18 protein-coding genes and 2 pseudogenes are annotated in these 24,446 nt (G+C 42.3%); 12 read left to right on the top strand and 8 right to left on the bottom strand.

Annotated features, from left to right (window positions below; translation table 11 throughout):
• Nucleotides 1-75 precede the first annotated feature (75 nt).
• The 8 genes and pseudogenes from AC06MN_RS12700 to AC06MN_RS12665 all read left to right on the top strand — a co-directional run.
• Nucleotides 76-360 (top strand): annotated as a pseudogene (locus tag AC06MN_RS12700) (flavin reductase family protein); the annotation flags it as partial.
• A 57-nt stretch (nucleotides 361-417) separates the two neighbouring features.
• Complete coding sequence (locus AC06MN_RS12695) at nucleotides 418-1,011, top strand: hypothetical protein (RefSeq protein ID WP_475672759.1); 594 nt, start codon at nucleotides 418-420, stop codon at nucleotides 1,009-1,011.
• Entirely contained in the window at nucleotides 1,008-1,574 is a 567-nt protein-coding gene (locus tag AC06MN_RS12690; RefSeq protein WP_475672758.1) for a flavin reductase family protein, read from the top strand. Before AC06MN_RS12695 ends, AC06MN_RS12690 begins: the two co-directional genes overlap by 4 nt.
• 65 nt (nucleotides 1,575-1,639) lie before the next feature.
• A complete protein-coding gene (locus tag AC06MN_RS12685) occupies nucleotides 1,640-2,527 on the top strand; it encodes a Fic family protein (RefSeq protein ID WP_475672757.1) in 888 nt (295 codons plus the stop codon).
• Nucleotides 2,527-3,849 (top strand): tRNA lysidine(34) synthetase TilS, encoded by a 1,323-nt coding sequence (tilS, locus tag AC06MN_RS12680; protein ID WP_475672756.1) that lies wholly within the window; start codon nucleotides 2,527-2,529, stop codon nucleotides 3,847-3,849. Before AC06MN_RS12685 ends, tilS begins: the two co-directional genes overlap by 1 nt.
• A 64-nt stretch (nucleotides 3,850-3,913) precedes the next feature.
• Entirely contained in the window at nucleotides 3,914-5,998 is a 2,085-nt protein-coding gene (locus AC06MN_RS12675; protein ID WP_475672755.1) for a protein-disulfide reductase DsbD family protein, read from the top strand.
• 127 nt (nucleotides 5,999-6,125) lie between these two features.
• Nucleotides 6,126-8,990, top strand: coding sequence for a M16 family metallopeptidase (locus AC06MN_RS12670; RefSeq protein ID WP_475672754.1), 2,865 nt, complete (start codon nucleotides 6,126-6,128; stop codon nucleotides 8,988-8,990).
• Nucleotides 8,991-9,389: 399 nt separating this feature from the next.
• A complete protein-coding gene (locus AC06MN_RS12665) occupies nucleotides 9,390-11,909 on the top strand; it encodes an N-6 DNA methylase (protein ID WP_475672753.1) in 2,520 nt (839 codons plus the stop codon).
• A gap of 578 nt (nucleotides 11,910-12,487) precedes the next feature.
• Here the strand turns inward: AC06MN_RS12665 and AC06MN_RS12660 are convergent.
• Complete coding sequence (locus tag AC06MN_RS12660; RefSeq protein ID WP_475672752.1) at nucleotides 12,488-13,099, bottom strand: HXXEE domain-containing protein; 612 nt, start codon at nucleotides 13,097-13,099, stop codon at nucleotides 12,488-12,490.
• A 170-nt stretch (nucleotides 13,100-13,269) separates the two neighbouring features.
• Between AC06MN_RS12660 and AC06MN_RS12655 the strand changes: the two genes are divergently transcribed.
• Complete coding sequence (locus tag AC06MN_RS12655) at nucleotides 13,270-14,073, top strand: helix-turn-helix domain-containing protein (protein WP_475672751.1); 804 nt, start codon at nucleotides 13,270-13,272, stop codon at nucleotides 14,071-14,073.
• 140 nt (nucleotides 14,074-14,213) lie between these two features.
• Here AC06MN_RS12655 and AC06MN_RS12650 read toward each other — a convergent pair whose 3' ends face one another.
• From AC06MN_RS12650 to lpxK, 7 genes and pseudogenes are all read right to left on the bottom strand, one after another.
• Entirely contained in the window at nucleotides 14,214-15,044 is an 831-nt protein-coding gene (locus AC06MN_RS12650; RefSeq protein WP_475672750.1) for a serine hydrolase, read from the bottom strand.
• 314 nt (nucleotides 15,045-15,358) lie between these two features.
• The gene (locus AC06MN_RS12645) at nucleotides 15,359-16,576 is read right to left on the bottom strand and encodes a cytochrome c biogenesis protein (protein ID WP_475672749.1); all 1,218 of its coding nucleotides are present in this window, start codon (nucleotides 16,574-16,576) and stop codon (nucleotides 15,359-15,361) included.
• A gap of 74 nt (nucleotides 16,577-16,650) precedes the next feature.
• Nucleotides 16,651-18,021, bottom strand: a complete 1,371-nt coding sequence (locus tag AC06MN_RS12640) for a dipeptidase (protein ID WP_475672748.1) — start codon at nucleotides 18,019-18,021, stop codon at nucleotides 16,651-16,653.
• Nucleotides 18,022-18,094: 73 nt separating this feature from the next.
• Nucleotides 18,095-18,430, bottom strand: a pseudogene (locus AC06MN_RS12635) (BRO-N domain-containing protein); the annotation flags it as partial.
• Between the two features lie 21 nt (nucleotides 18,431-18,451).
• On the bottom strand, nucleotides 18,452-19,207 hold the full coding sequence (locus AC06MN_RS12630; protein WP_475672747.1) for a UDP-2,3-diacylglucosamine diphosphatase: 756 nt from the start codon (nucleotides 19,205-19,207) through the stop codon (nucleotides 18,452-18,454).
• Nucleotides 19,207-20,034 carry a purine-nucleoside phosphorylase gene (locus tag AC06MN_RS12625; RefSeq protein ID WP_475672746.1) on the bottom strand — a complete coding sequence of 276 codons (828 nt, stop codon included), beginning with the start codon at nucleotides 20,032-20,034 and terminating at the stop codon, nucleotides 19,207-19,209. The genes AC06MN_RS12630 and AC06MN_RS12625 overlap by 1 nt, the downstream gene beginning before the upstream one ends.
• On the bottom strand, nucleotides 20,006-21,055 hold the full coding sequence (lpxK, locus tag AC06MN_RS12620) for a tetraacyldisaccharide 4'-kinase (protein ID WP_475672745.1): 1,050 nt from the start codon (nucleotides 21,053-21,055) through the stop codon (nucleotides 20,006-20,008). Before lpxK ends, AC06MN_RS12625 begins: the two co-directional genes overlap by 29 nt.
• A gap of 235 nt (nucleotides 21,056-21,290) precedes the next feature.
• On the opposite strand from lpxK, the gene AC06MN_RS12615 reads away from it, so the two are divergent.
• The 3 genes from AC06MN_RS12615 to AC06MN_RS12605 all read left to right on the top strand — a co-directional run bounded on the left by AC06MN_RS12615 (nucleotide 21,291) and on the right by AC06MN_RS12605 (nucleotide 24,428).
• On the top strand, nucleotides 21,291-22,397 hold the full coding sequence (locus AC06MN_RS12615) for a Nif3-like dinuclear metal center hexameric protein (RefSeq protein ID WP_475672744.1): 1,107 nt from the start codon (nucleotides 21,291-21,293) through the stop codon (nucleotides 22,395-22,397).
• Between the two features lies 1 nt (nucleotide 22,398).
• Nucleotides 22,399-23,190, top strand: coding sequence for a zinc ribbon domain-containing protein (locus tag AC06MN_RS12610; protein WP_475672743.1), 792 nt, complete (start codon nucleotides 22,399-22,401; stop codon nucleotides 23,188-23,190).
• A gap of 152 nt (nucleotides 23,191-23,342) precedes the next feature.
• Nucleotides 23,343-24,428 carry a phosphotransferase enzyme family protein gene (locus AC06MN_RS12605; protein WP_475672742.1) on the top strand — a complete coding sequence of 362 codons (1,086 nt, stop codon included), beginning with the start codon at nucleotides 23,343-23,345 and terminating at the stop codon, nucleotides 24,426-24,428.
• The last annotated feature ends 18 nt before the right edge of the window (nucleotides 24,429-24,446 follow it).

Raw genomic sequence — 24,446 nt, 5'->3', positions numbered from 1 at the left:
TGCCCTGCAAATCAGATATGAGGCGGTTCGCGCAGCAAATCTAAGGTTGATTATTATATTGTAAACTAATAAATTATGAAAATCCCCTTTAAACCTGGAACATTGATATATCCTTTGCCAGCCGTGATGGTTTCGTGCGGCGATTGCGAGGAAAACTACAACATTCTGACCGTGGCGTGGACGGGCACCATTTGCAGCGACCCGCCGATGTGTTATGTCTCCATCCGCAAGGAACGGCATTCTTACGCCTTGATTAAGAAGAACATGGAGTTTGTCATCAACCTGACGACGGAAGATTTGGCTGCAGCTACCGACTGGTGCGGCGTGCGCTCGGGCAGAGACTACAACGAGTTCAAGAAGACGCTTTATCCGGAACTGGATTTGATTGCTGAAATTTGATGATGAAATTGCAAGGTTATGAATGAGGAAGAAAATAATGCACAAGAGCAAATCGTTCCAAGACCTGAAGGATATACCATTGTGAAGTATGCCGGGGGCTGGACGGATTTTATCTCATTATTAGGGGCTTTGATAATTAGTTGTACTTGGGGATTAGAATTAGCATACATTTACCTTGGAAGTTATTTCACTGATCTTGGATGGCTGTATATAATTGTTTATTTCATTTTTTGTCTTTTTTTAAGGCTAATAATGCATAAAATAACCGATGTAAAAGTCAATCTTAAGATAACAGAAGAGGGTTTAGAACAAACAAGGCTTTCAGGATCAAAACTTTATCCCGAATACAGAAAGATTGAATGGGAAGATATGAAAAGAATATATTTGAATGGAAGAGTGAAAGGTCAAGACTTTTTGATAACGGTTTGCCGTGGAGTGAATTTCCGTATCTTTATTCTAGTTCTTCAGCTTTTTGTGAAGCAGGAAAGTAATTATGAAGAAAATCGTGATTTTAGTGAAAAGTTTGAAATGATGGCTATAAAACATGGCTTTCATAGAAAACCGAGGAGATACAATAATATTCTTTGCCGAAATAAAACTAAACAACAATGAAAATCCCCTTTAAACCTGGAACACTGATATATCCTCTGCCAGCCGTGATGGTTTCGTGCGGCGATTGCGAGGAGAACTACAACATTCTGACCGTGGCGTGGACGGGCACCATTTGCAGCGACCCGCCGATGTGCTATGTCTCCATCCGCAAGGAACGACATTCTTACGCATTGATTAAGAAGAACATGGAGTTTGTCATCAACCTGACAACGGAAGATTTGGCGGCGGCCACCGACTGGTGCGGCGTGCGCTCGGGCAGAGACTACAACAAATTCAAGGAGATGCACCTGCACGCTGAAAAAGCGCAAATCGTGAAGGCTCCTTTGATTCAGGAATCGCCTTTGAACATTGAATGTCGGGTGGTCGAAATCAAGGAACTCGGTTCACACGACATGTTTATTGCCGAAGTCGTGGCCATCAATGCCGATGAAAAACTGATTGACAAAGGCACAGGCGCTTTCCAATTGAATCATGCGCGGCCTTTGGCGTTTTCTCATGGAAAATACTACGGCTTGGGCGAAAAAATCGGTGGCTTTGGTTTTTCGGTGAAGAAAAAGAAGTGATTTCTTGCCGGTATCGGCAAGAAATGCGTATTTTTGCAGTGAAATTTTGAAAAAACTTGCCGATAATGGATTTTGTTTCTGTCAGCGAATTTGCAAGCCAACACGGAATTTCGGAGCGTACGGTCCGGAATTATTGCGCTTTAGGTAAAATCGAAGGTGCTTTTCTGACGGGTAAAACGTGGAACATTCCAGCTGATGCCGAACTTCCGATGCGGAAAAGCAAGCGCAGTAAACAAAATGTTTTGCTGTCTGTGCTGCGTGACGAGAAAACGGCCAACCGCAAAGGCGGCATTTATCATCGCTCGCAGATTGATTTGGCTTTCAACTCAAATCATATTGAAGGCAGTCGCCTTTCACATGAACAGACACGTTATATATTTGAAACCAATACTTTAGGCGTTTCCGACGAAGCGGTTTCCGTCGATGATGTGATTGAAACGGTCAATCATTTCCGTTGTTTCGATTTGATAGTTGACCATGCAGAAGAAAAACTGACCGAGAAATTTATCAAGGAATTGCACGGTATTTTGAAATCGGGTACCAACGATAGCCGTAAAATATGGTTTTGTGTTGGCGATTATAAAAAGTTGCCGAATGAGGTCGGTGGCCACGCAACTTGTCAGCCCGAAGAAGTCCATGCACGGATGAAGGCTTTGCTTTTGGAGTATAATGCAAAGAAAATCAAGTGTTTTGATGATATTCTCGATTTCCATAAACGTTTTGAAGACATACATCCGTTTCAAGATGGGAATGGTCGAGTAGGCAGGCTGATTATGTTCAAGGAATGTCTGGCAAATGGAATTGTTCCGTTTATCATTACCGATGCCTTGAAATTCTATTATTACCGAGGCTTGAACGACTGGCCGCAAGTTGTTGGTTTTTTGCGAGATACCTGCTTGACAGCGCAAGATGAATACAAGATGGTGCTTGACTATTTTAAAATCAAATACTGATGCTTTCCGAATTGCAACAATATAATAAGGTGTATCACCTGTTTGAGCCGGATGAAAAACTGGTGCTGGCCGTGAGTGGGGGTGTGGACTCGATGGTTCTGACTGACTTGATGCAAAAGGCGGGCGCACATTTTGTCGTGGCGCATTGCAATTTCCATTTGCGCGGCGAGGAATCCGATGGCGATGAGCAGTTTGTGCGTGGTTATGCCGAAAAAAATGATTTGCAATGTTTTGTGAATCATTTTGATACGGAGAAATATGCGGCAGAGAAAGGTGTTTCCATTGAGATGGCGGCGCGTGATTTACGTTATGCCTGGTTTGAAGAACTGAGGTTACAATTGGGTTACGATAAAATCGTTTTGGCGCATCATGCCGACGACCAGATTGAAACTTTTTTCATCAATTTGCTGCGCGGAGCAGGTTTGCACGGCTTGAAAGGCATGAAACCGAAAAACGGTGTCTTGATTCGGCCTTTGCTGTGGGCTTCGCGAGAGCAAATTAGAAAGTATGCTGTTGAAAACCAAATCGTTTGGCGTGAAGACCATACCAATGCCGAAACGGTTTATCTGCGCAACAAGATTCGCAACCAGCTGATGCCTTTGATGGATGAAATCTCTGCTGATGCACGAAATTCAATCGGAAAATCAATCGGATTTTTGGCTTCGGAAAATGAACTATATCGTCAATTATTGAATGAAAAGTTTTCGCAATTGGTTTCGGTTGATGGTTCGGTTAAAAGTGTTGAAAAGTCTGTCTTTCAAGGTGATAACGGCTTTCAGTTGCTCTTTGAATGGTTACGGCAATACGGGTTCAATACCGACCAATGCCGTTTCATTTTTGATGGTTTAGAGAATGGTCTTGGAAAGCATTTTTATTCGCCTTCGCATCAGGTTGCCATCGAACGCGAAGTGCTGCAATTGACTGAAATTTCTGAAAAGCCGGATGAAATCTACACCATTGAAGCCGGACAGGAGGATTTCGATTTGCCTTTCAGGATGCATTGCGCTTATTTTGAAAAATGGGAAGGTTTTGAAGTGGGAAAAAAATCTTCAGTCGGAACTTTTGATTTGGATAAAATCGATTTTCCATTGACTTTGCGCCATTGGCGGCAAGGCGACCGTTTCCATCCTTTCGGCATGAAGGGTTCCAAATTGTTGAGCGATTTCTTTGTGAATCAGAAATATACAAATTGTCAGAAAGAGAACCAGTGGCTGTTGGTTTCGGCAAATGGCGATATTTTGTGGGTTGTCGGGCAGCGCATTGACGACAGATACAAAGTGCAAAAAGATACGAAATCGGTTTTTGAATGTTGTTTATCGTAAACTAATAATTTGTATTTTTGCCCCAATTATTGAATTCAATTTTTTAACTAAATCTTTACTTAAAATGAAGAAATTATTCCTTTGTCTGCTTGTGGCTTTCATGGCCATAATGCCTTTTGGCGTAAAGGCGCAGATTGTCGACCCTGTCAAATGGGCGTTTTCAATCGAAAATGTCAATGAGACTGAGTTTGATTTAGTTGCAACTGCAACGGTTGATCCTGAGTATCACATTTATTCCACTTCGATGCCGGATATGGGCCCGATGCCTACGGTGTTCGAAATCGAACCTAACGAGTTCTATGAACTTGTCGGAACGGGAAGAGATGTCACTCCTGGCCAAAACTATTATGACGATATTTTTGAAGTCGAGTATGTGCAGTTCTCGGGCACAGCGACTTACGCCCAACGCTTGAAGAAACTGACCGACCAGCCTTTCACCGTTGTTGGCGAAATTTCTTATCAGGCTTGCAAGGAAGGCGGCTGCGTTTCTTTGGTTGAGGATTTCAATGTGCCAGTTGCCGGTGCCAATGGCGAAATGCCTGCCGATATTGAAGAAATTGCAGAGAATGAAACCGATAATCAAGAAGACAATCAGGTGATTAAGGCCGGTGGCGATGATTACGAATATTTCACTTCCGAAGGTGCCGAAAGCACGGATACCAGTCTTTGGGGTATGATTTTGGCCGCTATTCTTTGGGGCTTTGCCGCCTTGCTGACACCTTGCGTTTTCCCAATGGTGCCAATGACCGTGTCGTTCTTCATGCACGGTGAAGGCGAAAGCAAGAAGGAAGGTCGCTTCAAGGCTTTGATGTATTTCCTCTTCATCGTGTTGCTTTACACTCTGCCAATTGCCATCCTGATTCTTGTTACTTATTTTATTGGCGGTGAAGGCGTTACGACGGGTATCTTCAACTGGCTGGCTACCAACTGGATTCCTAACTTGATATTCTTCATCGTGTTCATGGTGTTTGCCGCTTCATTTTTCGGTGCATTTGAAATCACCTTGGGCAGCGGTATGTTGAATAAGAGCGATGAAAAGCAGAACACAAAGAATCTCGGCGGTATTTTCTTCATGGCCTTGACTTTGGTGCTTGTGTCATTCTCATGCACAGGTCCTATCGTTGGCACCGTTTTGATTCAATCCACTAATGGTCAGGTTTGGGCACCAATCATTTCCATGCTGGCATTCTCAATTGCATTTGCATTGCCTTTTGCCTTGTTTGCCATGTTCCCGAACATGCTGCAAAAACTGCCAAAGAGCGGTGGTTGGATGAACTCAGTGAAAGTCGTTTTGGGCTTCGTCGAAGTTGCCCTCGGCTTCAAGTTCCTGATGACTGCTGACCAGGCTTACGGCTGGGGCTTGCTCGACCGCGAAGTCTACCTCGGCATTTGGATCGTGTGCTTCACCTTGCTGGGCTTCTACCTCTTGGGCAAGATCCGTTTCAAGGGCGAAAAGGAAGTCAAGGAGCTGGGCGTGTTCCGTTTGGTGCTTATCATCATCGACTTCGTCTTCGTTATCTATATGATTCCTGGCATGTGGGGCGCTCCTCTGAAGGCTCTGTCGGGCTATCTGCCTCCACAACAGACCTTGGATTTCAACCTGAACAAGACCATCACTTACGTTGATTCACAGATTGAATCCGACATTTGCGAAGAGCCGAAATATGGCGACATCCTTGAATTGCCTCACGATTTGAGCGGTTATTTCGATTACGAACAAGCCTTGAGCTGTGCCCGCGCACAAGACAAGCCGGTCTTCGTCGACTTCACAGGTCACGGTTGCAACAACTGCCGTGAAATGGAAAACAGCGTTTGGAGTGATCCTGAAGTGCTGAAGATGTTGCGTGATGAATATGTCATTGTCGCTCTTTATGTTGACGACAAGACTGAGATGGCTGAGGAAGACTGGACCGTTTCCGAAAAGAACGGGAAGGTGAAGAAGACCATCGGTTCGAAGAACATCGACTTCCAGGAAACTCGTTTCGGCGCCAACGCACAGCCTTATTATGTGCTGCTCGACAACGATGGCGACATGCTGATGATTCCTCGTTCTTACAGTAAGGACAAAGCTGCTTTCCTCAGTTTCCTGAAGAAAGGTCTTGACAACTACAAGAATGGCAGAAAATATGTTCCTGAACGTTATCAGTAAAAACTGAAAACTTCTAAAAAATCACCGCAGGAAAATTCTTGCGGTGATTTTTTTTTGTTTGAGATTCAATGCCTTGACAATAATCACTACCTTTGTCCGTTTGATAATCAACTTAATATTATACACAATGAAAAAAGTTATCTTATTATTTGCATTTCTGCTGATGGTGGGTCTCTCTTTTGCCCAGCAGGAAGACTTGAAAACCAAGACCATACATTTGGATAATGGTCTGAAAGTGGTGATGTGCGAAGATCACGCAACACCTGAAATCTATGGCTGTGTTTATGTTCATGCGGGCAGCAAAAACGACCCTGCCGATGCAACTGGCATGGCGCATTATTTTGAACACATCATGTTCAAGGGAACGGACAAGATTGGCACCACCAATTGGGAAGCCGAAAAGGTTTATCTGGATAGCATCTCGCTGATGTACGACAAACTGCACGAGACCAGCGACCCTGAAGCACGCAAGGCCATCCAGCGTAAAATCAACGAGTTGTCGATTGCTTCGACGGATTATGCCATCCCGAATGAAACTGATGTCATTCTCACCCAAATGGGTGGTCAAGGTTTGAATGCAGGTACGTCTTACGACCAGACCATGTATTTCAATTCCTTCCCGTCGAACCAGCTTTCGAAGTGGATGGATGTGTATGTGGAGCGTTTCCGCAACCCGATTTTCCGCCTTTTCCAGTCGGAATTGGAGACCGTTTATGAAGAAAAGAACATGTATGGCGACGGCCCGATTAACGCATATCAGGAAGGACTTTTCCGCGAGGCTTTCGGTGAGCACCCTTACGGCCGTCCGGTTATCGGCTACACTGAACATCTGAAAAATCCGCAGCCCTCGAAGATGCGCGAGTTCTACAATACCTATTATGTAGCCAACAACATGACCTTGATTTTGGTCGGCGATTTCAACATTGAGGAAATCGAACCGATGGTGGCCGAAAAATTCGGTACTTGGCGCAGTGGCGAAATACCTGCTCAGCCTGAATACAATATGCCTGAATTTGACGGCAAAATCGTAAAGGAAGTTCGCCAGACCCCTATTAAAGTCGGCACCTTGATTTTCCCCGGCGTAAAGGCCAGTGACCCAGACCTGTTGCCATTGTCGGTGGCTTGCAGCATTTTCAGCAATGGCGAAACGGGTCTGATGGACAAACTGATGCTGAATGGCGACATCATGGCGGCCATGCTTATGCCGTTGTCGTTGGAAGATTGTGGCAGAAATGTCATTATTTATATTCCGAAAATCTTAGGTCAGAAACACGAAGATGCTGAGAACATGATTTTTGGCTGTCTCGACAAACTGAAAAAAGGTGAATTTAGCGATGATTTGTTTGAGGCTATAAGGGTCAATATGGTGAAGAGCAGAATTTCTGATACGGAATCGCTGGAAAGTCTCGCCAACCTGTTCATGAGCTTGGAAATGTCAGGACAAACTTATCAGGATTATCTTGACGAAACCGAAAGAATGAAGACCATCACGAAGGATGAAGTCGTTGCGATTGCCAATAAATATTTCGGCGACAATTACATAGCCTATCGCTCAAAGATGGGTTTCCCCGAAAAGGACAAGGTCGAAAAGCCTGATTGGAAACCGATTGAGGCCAAGAACACCAACGAGAAATCGGATTTTGCCAAGGCTATCGAAGCCCAGCAGATGCCTGAGGTCACGCCTCAAGTCATCAATTTTGGACAGGATGTGAAAATCAGCGATGTGAACGATAATTTTAAACTCTATTCGACCATCAATACGCGCAACGATATTTTCAACATGAATATCTGTTACAATTATGGCAATCTTGCAGACCCCGATTTGGAACGCGCCATTAGTTATCTCGAAGTGCAAGGTACGAAGGATAAGAGCTTTGAAGAATTCCGTCTCGAGCTTCAGAAATTGGGTGCCAACATCTACTGCTATAGTTCGGATGCCAATTTCTCAGTGCAAATTGAAGGCTTCGAGAAGGATTTGAACACCATTCTCGGACTGTGTCACGAAAAACTGTTCAATCCGTCGAACGATGAAAGCAAGAAGAAACTCCTGATTGAAAGTGAAGTCTCCAATATGACCATGTCGCGTGACGATGCCGCCACTTGGGCGCGTGCCGTGCGCGAATATGCCTTGTATGGCGAAAAGTCAACTTATCTGTCAAAAATGCCTTTGAAGAAATGGAAGAAACTTTCGGGCGAACAGCTTTTAGCCGAAGTAGCAGAGGCTTTGAAATATGATGGTCATGTTACCTACAGCGGCAACACTGACCCGAAACTTGTTGTCAACATGTTGAAAGAAAGCCATTTGCTTGATGGCACTTTGAAAGGCAAAAAGGAAATCCGCCAGATGAAAACTTACGCTGAACCACAGGTTTTGGTGGCCAGCAGCAAGAAATTCCGCCAGAGCAACATCTATTTCAATGTGTCGGGCGAAAAGTTGAATCAGAAAGATAAGGCTTTGTGCAGTGTTTTCAACAAGTATTTCGGAACGGACATGTATTCAATCGTTTTCCAGGAGATTCGTGAGTTCCGTTCATTAGGTTACACGGCTTACAGCTATTTTACTTACGACTATCTGAACCGTATTCCTGGCTCGTTGTACGGCTTCTTGGGAACTCAATCCGACAAAACCATCGACGGCATCACAGCCTTCAGGGATTTAATTGTCAATATGCCTGAGCGAGAAGAGAAATTCAAGGCATCGAAAGAGGCCCTGATTATGTCGCGTGCCAGCGATTATTATTCGTTCCGTTCAAAGCCATTCGCCGTCCAAAACTGGATTGAACAAGGTTACGACCATGATCCGCGTGCCGAAATGACGGACTTGATAAGAAATGTGGAGTACAAGGACATTTACGATTTCTACACCAGAATGATTAAAGATCGTCCTGTAGTCATCATGATGTCGGGTAACTTGAAGCAAATCAATGCAAAAGACCTGAACCAGTTCGGCAAGGTGACGCAACTGAAATATAAGGATATCATCAAGGAATGATGAAAAACTAAAAAGAGCCGCTTGCGAGCGGCTCTTTTTTAGTTGTATTGTTTTGTCTTTGCTCTTTTCAAAAATTCCTTATCTTTGCCAAAATTTACGATTAAACAAATCAAATCAATTGTTATTGAAAGAAAAATAGAGAAAGTAATTTAAAATATTATAAATCATAGCGTTTGCTATTTATTCGAGGCATTCCGAAAATTTGGCGATTAGAAGAAATGCACACATAGAATAAGTTCAGTAAATGTCTGCGCTTAGCGTGGACGGAACTTATCAAGTGTGCGGGTTACGCCAAATACCTCGGAATGCGATAAGTGAAATCCGCGCTTATTGCATTTTAGGGTGTTTGCGTTTCCCGTTGCTCTCGGTAAGTTGCAAAAGCTGAAAACGTAAATGCTTATGTGTGAAAATCAAAAGCTAAAGGAAGGTTACATCCTTGATTACATTTCAGGAGAGCAAGTTAAGGCATCGCCAGAAGAAGTTGAAGCTACTCAAGTTTTTTCAAAAATTCTTGTTGAGGATTATGGCTATCCAAAGAATCATATTCAGACTCGACCGCAGTTTAGGGTTAAAGCCTCTCCATCTGATGTAGAATTAAAATATCCTGTTGATATTGTTGTGTTTAAGACAGAAGAAAGAAAAAGAGGTGATGAAATTATAGTTGTTGAATGTAAGAAAAACACAAGAGAAGATGGGATTCTGCAATTACGGCATTATTTGAGTTTTTGTGAAGCTCAGATAGGTGTTTGGTTCAATGGAAAGGAAACACACTATGTTCGAAAATACATAAAAGAAGGTAGAATCTACTTTGAAAGTAATCTTGTAAATATTCCAAAATTTGGTCAAAGGTTGGAAGACATTGGGTTGTTCAAGAAGAAGGATCTTATTGCTACACATAATTTGAAATCAAAGTTTGTCTCTATTCGTAATTATTTGGCTGCGAATGCAGTTGGAACAACTAGAGATGAAGAATTAGCTCGACAAATTATTAACATTTTACTTTGTAAAATATATGATGAGAAATATACTAAAGATGATGATATAGTTACATTTAGGGCTGGCGTAAATGAATCAGTAATGGATGTGAAAAAACGAATTCAAAGTCGATTTTCGGAGGCGATTTCTCGCTTTTCGGACGTTTTGTCAAAAAAAGACAATATTACTTTAGATGCTAATTCGTTAGCGTATGTCGTTGGAGAACTTCAGAATTATTCTTTGTTAAATACAGAAAGAGATGTTATCGGCGATGCTTTTGAAGTGTTTATTCATGGGGCTATCAGAGGGGGCAATGGACAGTATTTTACACCAAGAAATGTGGTTCGAGCTGCTATAGAAATATTAGATCCGCAAAAGGAGGACGTGATAATAGATCCTGCATGTGGGTCTGGTGGTTTTTTAATTGAGAGTTTAAAATACATACATAAAAAAATAGAAATAGAAGGTGAAAAGTATAATTGGCCGGAAAATGAAATTTTGGAAGAAAAAATTTCTAAGGCTAATATAAACTTCTGCGGTATTGAAAAAGATGATTTTCTCTGTAAAATTACAAAAGCCTACATGGTTCTTATGAAAGATGGCCGTAGCGGAATTTTTTGCGAGGATAGTTTGGAACACCCCAATAAATGGGATGTTAAAACTCAGAGCCGTATTCATCTTGGGTCGTTTGATATGCTTCTGGCGAATCCTCCGTTTGGCTCAAAGATAAAAGTTCAAGGAGAAGAAAAACTTAGTCAGTATCCAGTAGCATATAAATGGACTTTTAATAAAAACAATAATAGTTGGGTGAAAACAAATAAAATCTCTGAATCAATGCCACCGCAGATATTGTTTGTAGATAGATGCCTTGATTTTGTAAGAGAAGGTGGTAAATTGGCAATAGTATTGCCTGATGGAGTTCTGTGTAATCCAACAGATGGCTATATTGTTCAAGAAATACTTAGGAAAGCAGAAATCATAGGGTTGATAGATATGCCAATGAGTACTTTTTTACCGAATACTCCAACGAAAACTCATTTGGTGTTTTTGAAAAGAACAAATAATCCTCGTGGAGACTATAGGTTTTTTATGAGTTATGCTAAAACATGTGGACATGATAAAAGAGGAAGAAAAACAGAAAGTGATGAAATTCTTGAAATTCCAAAATATCTGAAAAAATTGGAGAGTGGAGCAGTGAATAAACATTCTCATCTTGGCTGGTTTATGAATATAAATGAATTGAAAGATAATATTCTTTTGCCGAAATATTATAATCCAGACCTTCAGAATGAAATTGATGAGTATGTTAAATCTGGGAATTTTGAAATTAAGACATTAGCGGAGCTTGAAAAGGAAAAAATAGTAAAAATAACAAGAGGACATGAGGTAGGAAGTGAATTTTATGGAACAGGGGACGTCCCTTTTGTTAGGACTTCTGAAATATCTAATTGGGAAATAACTTCTGATTGTACTCATTGTGTCTCGGAAGACATTTATGATGAATATAAAACTAAACAAAATATAGAGTCGGAAGATATTTTAGTAGTGAATGATGGAACGTATTTGATGGGACGTGCAGCTATGGTTACGAAATCAGATTTAAAAATAGTGTTTCAAAGTCATTTCAGAAAGATTAAAGTTTTGAGAAAAGATCTTTTATCGCCATATCTTCTGTTAGCATTGTTGGGCCTGGAAATTGTCCAGAAACAAATTGAATCAAAATCTTTCAGGCAAGGGACAATATCTACTTTGGGAAATAGACTGCTTGAAGTAAAAATTCCAATACCAACAAATAAGGCTTTAGTCGATAAAATTATTAAAGATGTGACAAAGATTATTGCTGATAAAAATGAAGCAAAGGAAAAAGCTCAATCTTATTCAATTCAAAACCATGTTGAAAATTTAATGGGGATAAAAAATAAGGCTAAAATAGGAAATTTGTAAAATGTCGAAAAACCATCTTTAGTCTTTTGTAGCACTATCATTGTAGGCAATTACAAGAAAAACATACTGCTCATTCCTCAGTACCTCCTAATGAATACTCCAATCCTCTAACTGGAATACTCCAGTACTCTAACTAAAGTACTGGAGTACTCTAACTGGAGTATTGCAGTACTCTAACGAGGGTATTGCAGTACTCTTGCGTGAGTACTCAGCATTCATCGCGGTGAAATGGTTGGTCAGTCGTTCCAGTTGATGTTTTCTTCGTAGCTGTCGAAATGCAGTTTTTCATTTCAGCTCAACTTGTATAACTATGAAAGCCTTCAAATAAGTAATTCACCCCAAAGAAAGTGAAAATCATGAAGGCAAAGGCAGCGATGCAGAAAATGTGAAAGTTTTTGTTTTTCAAAAAGATAGATGATCCGTTTGTGAAAATGGCGAAACCACAAAGCGTATTTCAGTCGTGAAGTAATCGTTTGAATGATACGAAATTGAAAAGGCTGTCCGTTTGGGCAGCCTTTTTTGTTTGGAGCTTGCTGAACTATAAGAGACTCCAATATTAGCTTTTATTGACTTCTTATTTATGCTTTGTGGTATCCTTCGCGTTTTGATTTCGGAACAAGATAAGCGAAGCCGTAAATCATCATTGAAAGCATTGCGATAACACCAACGATGATGCTGATGATATTAGCCTGCGTACTGATGATGTTGTTAGAGAGAAAATAATAAATGGTATAGATGCCTAACGGTACATTGATGAATGAGCTTACTACCAATCCGGGATTGTATTTTCTGTACAAGAAGAACATTACAACATGAGACGAAGCGTTGAGAGTGGAATAATAAGCCGTCCACAATCCCCACTGTAAACCATAGCGTTGTGAAAGGATGCCGGAAAGGGGGAGAAGGACATACATCAGCGGTATGTTTATCCAGAAAGATCCAGCCTTTGTGAGTGGCTTTTCTGGAATTGTAGATCCAAGAGCCTTTTGATTGAAGAATGACAGGAATCCACCAGGACAGATGTACTCCTCAAACTCATGAAGCCAATAAGCCGTACACTGAAGCCATATCAGGGACAAGGCGAAGTTGACGTCCTTTACATAGATCCAAATTAGGATAAAAGAGTAAATTGCAAGAACTGGCGTGCTTTTCATCCAGTTTTCATAAAGCCAATCTAATGTTTTTTTCATAAGAATAAATTTAAATTTTAATGTCACAAAAATACTGGGTTTTCTAGTAACACAAATGAGCAAAAGTTGTTATCTATTGAGCAAAATTGATGTTTTGTCACAAAAATTACCGTGCCATTGAGCAAATTCAAATAATCGTTATTATTTTTGTGTTCAAAATTTGAAGCAATATGCTGGACAATCAATATTTTGACAAGGTCGGTGTGATTCTATGTCTGCGTGGTAGCAGGCACCTTCTAATCAACGGTAAGTCATATACGCAGAAAGAAGGTATGTTGCTCATCGTTTCTCCTCTGTTTGTCATCCAGCAAACCGATTTGACAGCAGATTATGCCGAACATTTTATTTCGGCAGAGCCATACGTTGTTTTTTCTATCCTCAACAGAATATCTCAAATTGTCATCAATCTACATATTATCAATCACCCTTGTTTTGAGATAAACAGGGAACTTTTTGATAGTATTGAAAGTAATGTTGAACGAATAATGAATATTAAAATCAAGCGTGATTCTTCAAACGACAGCGACGAGAAGGCTGTCTATAACATAATGATAGAGAAGATTGTAGAGGAATCAATTTTGAGCGTTGCTCTGTTTCTGTATCAAAAATCAGGAATGGTTGGTGTGAAAGAGACTGCTAACGAAAATGTTCTGTTCGATTTTGTAATGCAACTTCAAAGTGGCATGATGTCAGACAGAAGTGTTGCCTATTATGCTGAGAAAGCTAATTTGTCCGTAGGTTATTTCTCTTCCATTATTAGGAAAACAGCAGGAATCTCTCCGTCAAGAATCATCGCAGCATTTACTATTGCTCACGCAAAAATTATGCTTAATCAGACAAAGAAGTCTATAAAGGAAATATCATCGGAAATGAATTTCCCTGAGCAATATACTTTTAGGAAATACTTCAAACATTACACAGGAATGGCTCCGACAGCCTATCGAGATAGTATAATAAAGGAGAAAAGATATTGAGAGAAATTTGTTATTCTTGCTGTTACCTGATGCTGCCTGAATAGAATTGTATTTGCAAATTAAACAAAAAAGTGCTTGCAGTTTCATAAAAGCACATCTGATCAAATGAATGGGAATTCCATATAAGGTTACGGTTGAAATTATTGCAACTTTTGTAGCAATCTGGCCGCTGTTTCCGCAAGCAGCCTTTCCGCTGAATCGACTCCATCCGGATGATTGAGGACAAAAACCACAGCTATGCAGTGGCTTCCGTCAGGATGCATGATGATTCCCGCATCGTTGATGGCAGAAACACCCTTCTCGGTGCTGAATCCGGTTCCGGTCTTGTGAATGATGCTGTCGCCTTCAGCCAAAACGGAGGGTAGGCGGGAAATGCCTGTCTTACATTCCGACATGAGCTGCCAAACGAAAGCCAGATATTCGTTGTCGTTGTGATGATCAAAAAACCATTGTAGCAGGCCGGCAATGGCTTTCGGGCTGGCCACATTCAATGATGCAGCAGACCTGTCATCCATCATTTGCCGTTCTGTTTTTGCGATTTTGATGTCACCGAAGCCAAGTCCGGCAACGTATTCCTCGACTTTTTCAGGGCTGCCGAATAGGTCGAAAAGCAGGTCACAGGCATTGTTGTCGCTTTCCTGAAGCGATAATCGCAGCAGTTCCGCATACGAAAACTTACGGCGCATCTTGAAACCATTCATCATTGGCGACCAAGTGCCTTTCATCAGGCGGCGTTTCCTGACCATGATTTTGTCATCAAGCGATTTGCCGGATTTGCTCAGGCAATGGGCGACATAAACTGCTTGCGGAAACTTGACAACGCTGAAAAGGGGACAAAGCGAATCTTCGTTTATTCCAGCATTCTTTTGATTGTCAACGATATATGCTGAAACCATTTCGGCATTGTTGCCTTGAGCTAAAGAGATGGAAGCTGTGATAAGCAACAATAATACTGTGATGATTTGTTTCATGGAAATTGCAAATAATGAAATGAAAAAAAGAGTCACTTTAAGTGAATAACGCGCAAAACAGTTTTATTGTATCAACAGAAAGAAAAAAACGAGCCTATTTTGATGATATATGATGAGCTTCTTTAATTCACATCAATTCACTTCAACATGTGTGTCAAGGTCTGGGATGAAGGACATGTCTTTTATCATGGCAGAACTTATTTTATCGTGCAAATTGATTTGTTTTTTCGGGCATTGTGAAAAAAGGCGATTTAATTATGTTCACGCTCAGTCCGCAATGCAAACTGATTTCTCCCTATCTTGCATGAATCAGTTCAATGCAAATAACTGTGAAAGCCTTCAAAAAGGTAATTCACCCCAAAGAAAGTAAAAATCACAAAGGCAAAAGCACTGATGCAGAAAAAATGAAAGTTTTTGTTTTTCAAAAAGATAGGTGATTTGTTTGCGAAAATGCCGAAACCATAGACGAGTAACGTCATCAAGGCCCATGTTTCTTTTGGATCCCAACTCCAATAGGATCCCCAGGCGGTTTTTGCCCAAATGGAACCGATTAGGATGCCGATACCAAGAAAAATGGTGCCGGGAAGGAGCAACTTGGAATTGAAGCGTCGCATTTTCTGGTCGGTCTTTTCGTTTTTGGTGAGCAATCCGATGATGCCGTTCAAAGCCATGATGAAGAAAATGGCGTATGAAATGATGGTGATGGCGACATGATAGCCCAGTAACGGCGAATCCAATGCGGAATCTAACGCTTTAATGGAATTGTTACATAATAGATTGGATAACAGAATGATGGCTAATGCAATTGGATTGCAAATCAATGCCGTGTTATGCTCTTTTGGTTGGTAAATGGCCGTCAATGTCAAACAAAAAGAGAGAAATAACAGGATTTCGTAGTTGCTTGTAAGTGGGATGTGCCGCCCGATAATCCATCGGCAAGAAAGGTTAAGGACAATGTAGATTTGGATGAAAACCGCGATAAGCAAATTAAACCTTGTGGAAATTTGCCGATGCTTGATAATGTGACGGGAAAGCAGAATGGTAGTCGAAATGAAAACTATTAGTAAAATACTGAAAACAAGATTGTTGATGGTTATATTGTTGTAAAAACAATCAGTTTTTTCAGCAAATGCCGAAGGCTGGGTTTCGCCGCCGTTTTTCAATTGATAAGCCTTGATGCTTTTGATGGCGGCATGTAGCTCCTCGATGTTGTCTTGTTCTGCTAATTCGTCAAGGTAAGTGCTTATCTTTCTGATAAACAGTTGTTCGTCGCTTGACATTTGCGCAGGCAAAAAGTCGTTTTCGCCGAACCAAATCACTTGCCCGTCGACCGAATAAGGGAAAAGCCTTTTACCATTGAGGCAATCCAAATTCGCCTCGCCAACAGTGACTCCCAAAGGCCTTACCAGACCGTCTTGAAAAACATAAAGAGTTTCCAATTGTGCCGTGATTTCTTCTTGAAGCATTTCCGATGCTGAAATGTTTCTGCAAATGATTGTGAAACAAAGTAATATGAGGATTTTTTTGAGCATATAAGTCAATCATAGATGCAAAAAAATCGGGTTGCCAAATGCTTGACAACCCAATTCTTGACTGTCGTTTCCGTTTAGCAATCGGTTTCGGCGAAATGCTGATAGAAAGCGATGATGGTCTCGATGCCTTTGTAGAAATGATCGAGGCGATAGTTTTCGTTTGGCGAGTGGATGGCATCTTCGCCAAGACCGAAGCCCATCAGGATGGACTTGATGCCCAGCACCTGCTCGAATGCGGAGATAATCGGAATGCTGCCGCCTGAGCGCATCGGGATTGGCTGCTTGCCGTAGGTGTCCATGTAGGCTTGTTCGGCAGCTTTGTAGGCCGGCAGGTCGATTGGGCAGCCGTAGGCTTGTCCGCCGTGCAAAGGCGTAACCTTAACGGTGACATATTTCGGTGCATTCTTTTCAAGGTAATTCTTCACCAGTTTGGCAATCTTCTCGTGGTCTTGGTTAGGCACCAAACGGCATGAAAGTTTTGCGTAAGCCTTTGATGGCAAAACGGTCTTGCTGCCTTCGCCGGTGTAACCGCCCCACATGCCGCAGAGGTCGAAGGTCGGGCGCACGCCTACGCGCTCAATCTTGGTGTAGCCTTTTTCGCCGCGTAAAGCCTTCACGCCGAGGCTGTTCTTGTAAGCCTTTTCATCGTATGGAGCCATGTTGAGCAATTGGCGTTCACGGCGTGAGCAGTTGACGACATCGTCGTAGAAATGCGGAATGGTGATGTGGTTGTTCTCGTCCGTACATTTGGCAATCATTTGGCACAAGGCGTTGAGCGGATTGGCAACGGAACCGCCGAACAGACCTGAATGGAGGTCGGCATTTGGACCAGTGACTTCGATTTCCCAGTAGGCGAGGCCTCTCAAACCTGTGGTGATGCTTGGGACATCGGTTGCAATCATGCTGGTGTCGGAAACCAAAATGATGTCGGCTTTGACGAGTTTCTTGTTGGTGACAATCCATTTGGCAAGGCTGCCCGAACCAATTTCCTCTTCGCCTTCGAGCATGAATTTCACATTGCAAGGCAAAGTGTTGGTCTTGACCATGGTTTCGAAAGCCTTGGCGTGCATGAACGACTGGCCTTTGTCGTCGTCGGCGCCGCGTGCCCAAATCTTGCCGTCCTTGATGACGGGCTCAAAAGGATTGGTGTTCCAAAGCTCGATTGGGTCGACGGGCATGACATCGTAGTGACCGTAAACTAAAACGGTTTTCAGTTTCGGGTCGATGATTTTTTCGCCGTAAACGATTGGATTTCCGTCGGTTGGCATCACTTCAGCTTTGTCGGCACCGGCTTTCAGAATGGCATCGCGCCAATATTCGGCACAACGAATCATGTCTGGCTTGTGCGCTGATTCAGAACTGATTGAAGGGATTCTAATCAAGCCAAAAAGTTCATCCAAGAAGCGGTCTTTGTTGGCTTCAATGTATTGTTTTGTTGTTTCCATTGTGTGTATGTTTTATTTAAAGATTTAAAGATTTAAAAATTTAAAAATTCAAATATTTAAAGATTTGTTAGCATGCCACTTGCGCCATCCATTGCTTGAAAGGTTCTGCTTTTGGAGAAGGAATACTTTGGATGAGACGGAAAAGTTGCTCGGTATCAGCTACATCTGTATAATAATGCTTGCCGTCTTTAGGAGAAATTAATTTCAGTTGGTTACAATTTGTAACCGACTTGTTTCCTTCTTTCGTTAGTCTGTGTTTTAGGACTTTCCAATAGTTTTGAGGATTTGGACTGCCTGTTAAGATTGCTACCACATCCACTACCGAAAAATACCATTTCTCTTCTTGGTCATCCCAAACGGTGCGGACTTTTCGCTCCTCGAATAGTTGTAATGCTTCTTTTTTAGTCATAATGTTGTCTTTTTAGTTGATTCATCTTTCCTCAAACCGCTTTAATTCAACCTTTTCTCCGTCAAAAACTGCATAACTGAAATCCCGAATCCAGTTGCCGACAATGGTAGTCTGGGCGTGCTCGCCGGTTTTGTATTGCATGGGCTTGTGCTGATGACCGAAAATGAAGAAATCAATGCTTGGGTCAAGTTGGGATTGTTCTTGTGCATACTTGTAAAGTCGCGTTTCCTCAACATTGTCATAATAACCACGTTCCACTTCGTTTTTCATTTTTTTCAATCGGTGGTTGTGCGACCATTTCAAAGCCAAACCAATGCCAATATCAGGATGTAACAATCTGAAAAATACTTGGTTGGATTTTCTTTCAAAGACTTTTTTCAGGAATTTGTAGCCTTTGTCGCCAGGACCTCTGCCATCCCCGTGGACGAGAAAAATTTTCTTGCCTTTGCGTGTTATGGTTTCGGGTTCGCGGTGCAATTGAATTCCGATTTCGTCTTTCAGGTAGCCAAACGACCACAAGTCGTGGTTGCCGATGAAAAGATGAACAGGAATGTCAGCATCAACGAATGAAGCCAATTTTCCTTGGATTCTTGCAAAACCTTTGGGAATCACAGTTTTGTATTCAAACCAAAAGTCAAACAGGTCGCCCATGAGGAAAAGTTCTTCACAGTCGGGCTTGATGCTATCAAGAAAACGCAACAGTTTTTTCTCCCTCTTCTGACTTTCTTCGATGGAGGGAATGCCTAAATGTGAATCGGTAATGAAATAGATAGCCATCAGAATTGTATTTTGTCGGAACGGCGGATGAGTTCACTGATGATGGCGACGAGTTTCGGCTCGGCTTTTGCCACGGCGTTGATGACTTCTTCATGTGTCACGACGCAATGCAGGTCTTTTCCGCCAAGGTCGGAGATGACCGAAACGCCGAAAACGGGCAGGTTGCATTGTCTTGCCACGATGGCTTCGGGGGTAGTCGACATACCGACGCAATCGGCACCAATGACTCTATAATATTGATATTCAGAAGGTGTCTCGTAAGATGGACCTGTGTCGGCCAAATAAACGCCATGCTGAACCTTGATGTTCAGTTTTTCGGCAACATCATTAGCTAGTTGCAATAGTTTCTTGTTGTAAGCTTCGCCCATGTCAGGGAATCGTGGTCCGATGCGTTCGTCGTTCACGCCAATTAGCGGATTGGGCAGCAGATTGATGTGGTCGGTGATGAACATGATGTCGCTGACATGGAAGTCTGGATTGACGCCGCCGGAAGCATTGGATAGGATTATAAATCTGATTCCCAAATATTTGAGAACTCGAATCGGGAAAGTGACTTGTGCCGTTGTGTAGCCTTCATAATAATGGAAACGGCCTTGCATGGCAACCACTTTGTGGCCGCAAATGCTTCCGAAAAGCAGCTTGCTGTTGTGTCCTTTGACGGTCGAAACCGGAAATCCAGGGATGTCTTCGTAGGCGATTTCATGTTGGACATCGATGCCATCGGCCAAACCGCCTAATCCCGAACCTAAAACAATGCCGATTTCAGGCTTGAATCCTCGTGTCTTTTCATTGATAAAATCAACGGTTTTGAGTATTTCTTCTAACATAAGTATCTATTTCTGAGTTAAATGCATCTTCCTGATGAAAACGCACTTTAATAGGTAACGTAAATATCGGAAGATTATTGAATTGACAAAGATATGAATTTTTCATCAAACGCGAGGCATCTTTTTCGGTTGTGACGATAATGGCTTTTTGCTTGCCGAATGTTTCAAAAGTCTTGACGATTTTCTCCATGTCGCTTGCGCTGAAATCGTGATGGTCGCTGAAAATGAGTTCCTTGACTTGGAAAAAGCGTCTTTTTATTTCTTCAATGAAAGGCGTTGGCTTTGCGATGCCGCAAAGGGCAATGGCGCAGCTCACATCATTTAAGTCGATGGATTTTGCCTTTTCATTCAGCGGAACAAGCGCACCGTAAGTCAAATAGGAAGAGAAAACATTTTGATTGTCAGAGGTTTTGAGTCTCGATTTGAGTCTTTCAAATTCTTTGTCTGATAATTTTTCTGGCGCTTTTGTAACGACAATAATATCGGCGCGTTTGGCGGCACTTCTGATGTCGCGCAAGGTGCCTGCGGGAAGGAGAAAATCTTCCGAATAAAGGCAATTGTAGTCAGTGAGCAAAATGTTCAGTCCGGCTTGAATCTGTCGGTGTTGGAAGGCATCGTCCAAAAGGATGACTTCAGGCGGATTTGCTTGATTGATAAGTTTTTGCACGCCTTCTGCGCGGTTTTCATCAACGGCAACCTGAATGTCGTTGAATTTGCGAAAATACTGATACGGTTCATCGCCAATGGCTTCGTAATTCGCTGATTCATCGGCCAAAACGAATCCTTTTGTCTTTCTTCCATAGCCACGGCTGAGTGTGGCAACGCGGAATTGGCCTTTCAATATATTAATAAGGTATTCGGTCATTGGCGTTTTACCGGTTCCGCCGAGGCAAAGATTGCCGATGCAAATGATGGGAAAATCGAATTGCCGTGCTTTCAAAATGCCCCAATCGAATAATTTATGCCTGATTTTCAGCACAATATGGTAAATTAATGATATGGGAAGCAGTATTTTTCGCATTTTGAATGGCAAAGATAGATTTTTTTTCGGTTTGCGCTTACATCAATTCGGCAGTTGCAACTGCCGAATTGATGTAAATGGACATTTTTTTGTGTTAGACTTTTGGCCAAAAAATCATAATAAGATGAATTGCTTGTTGCTAAATAATTGATAATTAATTGTTTGTATGCAAAAATAAAAATAGAGCATCAGTTCGCTAAATTTTCGTATTTTCGCTCATCAAATCATAAAATATATGACCGTAAAAGAAATATTATCCTGTCTTACGCAGGTTGCGCCTTTAAGTTGGCAGGAAAGTTATGACAATGCAGGCCTTCAGGTCGGCGACGAAAATGCTGAGGTGTCGAAGGCACTGATTGCCTTGGATGTCACCGAAGCTTTGGTCGATGAGGCTGTTGCCAAATCGTGTAATCTCATTCTGAGTCATCATCCTTTGATTTTCAGAGGCTTAAAACACTTGACGCCTAAAAGTCCCATTGAGCGTGCCGTGATGAAAGCGATAAAAAACGACATTGCCATCATATCCATGCATACCAATTTGGATAACAGCTGTTTAGGTGTAAACCGCCGTCTGGGTGAAATGCTTGGCCTGAAAAACCTGCATATCTTGCAGCCGATGAATGGCCGCTTGATGAAACTGGTCGTTTTTTGTCCTGCCGATTATGCCGAAAAGGTGCGCTCGGCCATGTTTGAGGCTGGTGCGGGCTGCATTGGCAATTACGATTCGTGCAGTTTCAATGCTGCCGGACAAGGCAGTTTCAGGGCAGGGGAGGAGACGCATCCTTTTGTCGGCGAACAGGGAAAGTTGCATTTTGAAAATGAAATCCGTGTCGAAACCATTGTTCCTGACCATTTGCTGAATCGCGTGGTTTCGGCCATGTTGAAGGTGCATCCCTACGAAGAGGTTGCCTACGATGTCTATCAGTTGCAGAATGAATTTCCGTTGGCGGGTTCGGGCATGATTGGCGAATTTGAGACCGAAATGCCGGAGACCGATTTCCTGAATCTTGTCAGTGAGACAATCGGAACGCCTTGCCTGCGTCATTCAGCATTGACGGGCAGAATGATAAAGCGTGTGGCGCTTTGTGGCGGTGCGGGTTCTTTCCTTTTTGGCGATGCCAAATCCGCCCAAGCCGATGCTTTCTTGTCAGCTGACATGAAATATCACGATTTTTTCGAGCCTGATGGCGACATTTTGATGGTCGATGGCGGACATTTTGAGACCGAACAGTTTACAAAGGAATTAATTAGGGATTTAATTCAGAAAAATTTTTCTACCTTTGCAGCCGAAATCGCTGAAACAAATACGAATTCAGTTCATTATTTTGTAAAGTCTAAGTAAAATGGCAGATAACGAAGAAAAGAAAGTAGCTCAAAATCAGGCTGATGAGTCTGTTGAGGTTAGTGTTGAACAGAAACTTGTCGCATTGTATACCTTGCAGCAAGTCGATAAGAAAATTGATGAAATCAGGGCTTACAGAGGCAACCTTCCACTCGAAATCCAGGATTTGGAAGACGAAATCGCAGGTCTTGAAACCCGTATCGCTAACTTTAAGGAGGAAAGCAAGAAAAACCAAAAGGATGTCGCTGACCATAAGATTAAGATTAAGGAAATCGAAGCGCTCGTCAAAAAGTACGAGGAGCAGCAGAATAACGTCAGAAACAACCGCGAATATGATTCCTTGACCAAGGAAATCGAATTCCAGAAGTTAGACATTCAGCTTTCGGAAAAGCGCATCCGCGAGGCTCAGGCCAGAGATGAAGATGTTGCTGCTAAAATTGAACTGGCCAAGACACGTCTCGCTGAACGCAAGACCATCCTCGCTGAGAAGAAAGCCGAACTGAAATCGGTTACTGAAGGCACCGAAAAGGATGAGGAACTGCTGCTTCAGCGTTCGGCTGAATGTGAAAAACTGGTTGAAGACCGTCTTCTTGTCGCCTACAAGCGCATCCGTAAGAATGCCCGCAATGGTCTGGCCGTCGTCGGCATTGCCCGTGATGCTTGTGGCGGTTGCTTCAACAAGATTCCTCCGCAACATCAGTTGGATATCTGCACACACAAGAAAATCATCGTTTGCGAATATTGCGGTCGTATCCTTGTCGACAAGGGTATCATCGAACAATACACTGAATAATTGATGCTTTTGATAGCGTAGTGACTTGAGAGCGACTACTTTTAGTCGCTCTTTTTTGTGTTTGATGAGCAGAAACAAACGAAAACATTTTTTCAGTTAGCAAAATGACCGATATGTCTTTTTTGTTTATTTTCGCAGCAAAATAATCTGTTATGAACGAACTTATAAGAATTGCCGCCCATTTCATTCCTGAAGAACAGATTGGCGAGATTTCGCCTTTGGGCAATGGCTTGATTAACGACACTTTCAAAGTCTTTCTGAAAGGTGAGAACAAGCCGAAATATGTCTTGCAACGCATCAACAATGCCGTTTTCACTGATGTGGAGATGTTGCAGAACAACATTGAAACCGTAACGCGCCACATTCGGCAAAAATATGAAAATCAAGGTGTTGAAGACATCAGCCGTCGCGTGCTGCATTTCCTGAAAGCCGATATGGGAAAGACCTACATCGTTGAAAATGAGAAATATTGGCGCATGATGGGTTTCGTTTCCGATTCCTTCACTTACGAAACGGTCACGCCTGAATATGCCTATTATGCAGGCTTGACTTTCGGTGATTTCGAGTCGCTTTTGGCCGATTTGAAGGAACCGATTGGTGAAATCATTCCCGATTTCCACAACATCGAATTCCGATTGAAGCAACTTGATGAAGCCGTCGCAAATGACAAGGCTGGAAGAATGAAAGATGAGGAAGTGCAAAAGTATGTTTCTCAGATTCAACAATTTGCGGAACAAATGACATTGGGCGAAAGACTGTATCGCGAAGGGAAACTGCCTAAGCGCATTTGCCACTGCGATACCAAAGTCAACAACATGCTTTTTGATGCGGAAGGCAACATTTTGTGTGTCATCGATTTGGATACGGTCATGCCGAGTTTTATCTTCTCCGATTTCGGCGATTTCTTGCGTTCGGCAGCCAATACGGGTGCTGAGGATGATGACAATCTTGAGAATGTCACGTTCAACATGGAGATTTTCAAGGCATTTGCTAAAGGCTATGTCAAAGGAACCAAGTCTTTCCTATTGCCAATTGAAAAAGAAAATCTTCCGTATGCCGCGCTGCTGTTTCCATACATGCAGGCCGTGCGTTTCCTTGCCGATTACATCAATGGCGACACCTATTATAGAATAAAGTATCCTTGCCACAACATGGTGCGCACCCGTGCGCAATGGAGACTCTTTGAGTCGGCATTGGAGAAACTCGACGAGATGAAGGAAGTGATTGATAATTTGTGATTTGCGTATTTCATCAAA

Source organism: Candidatus Limimorpha sp., assembly GCF_056203535.1.
The sequence above is the reverse complement of the archived record's forward strand: the minus strand, read 5'-3'. Positions and strand labels throughout refer to the sequence as shown.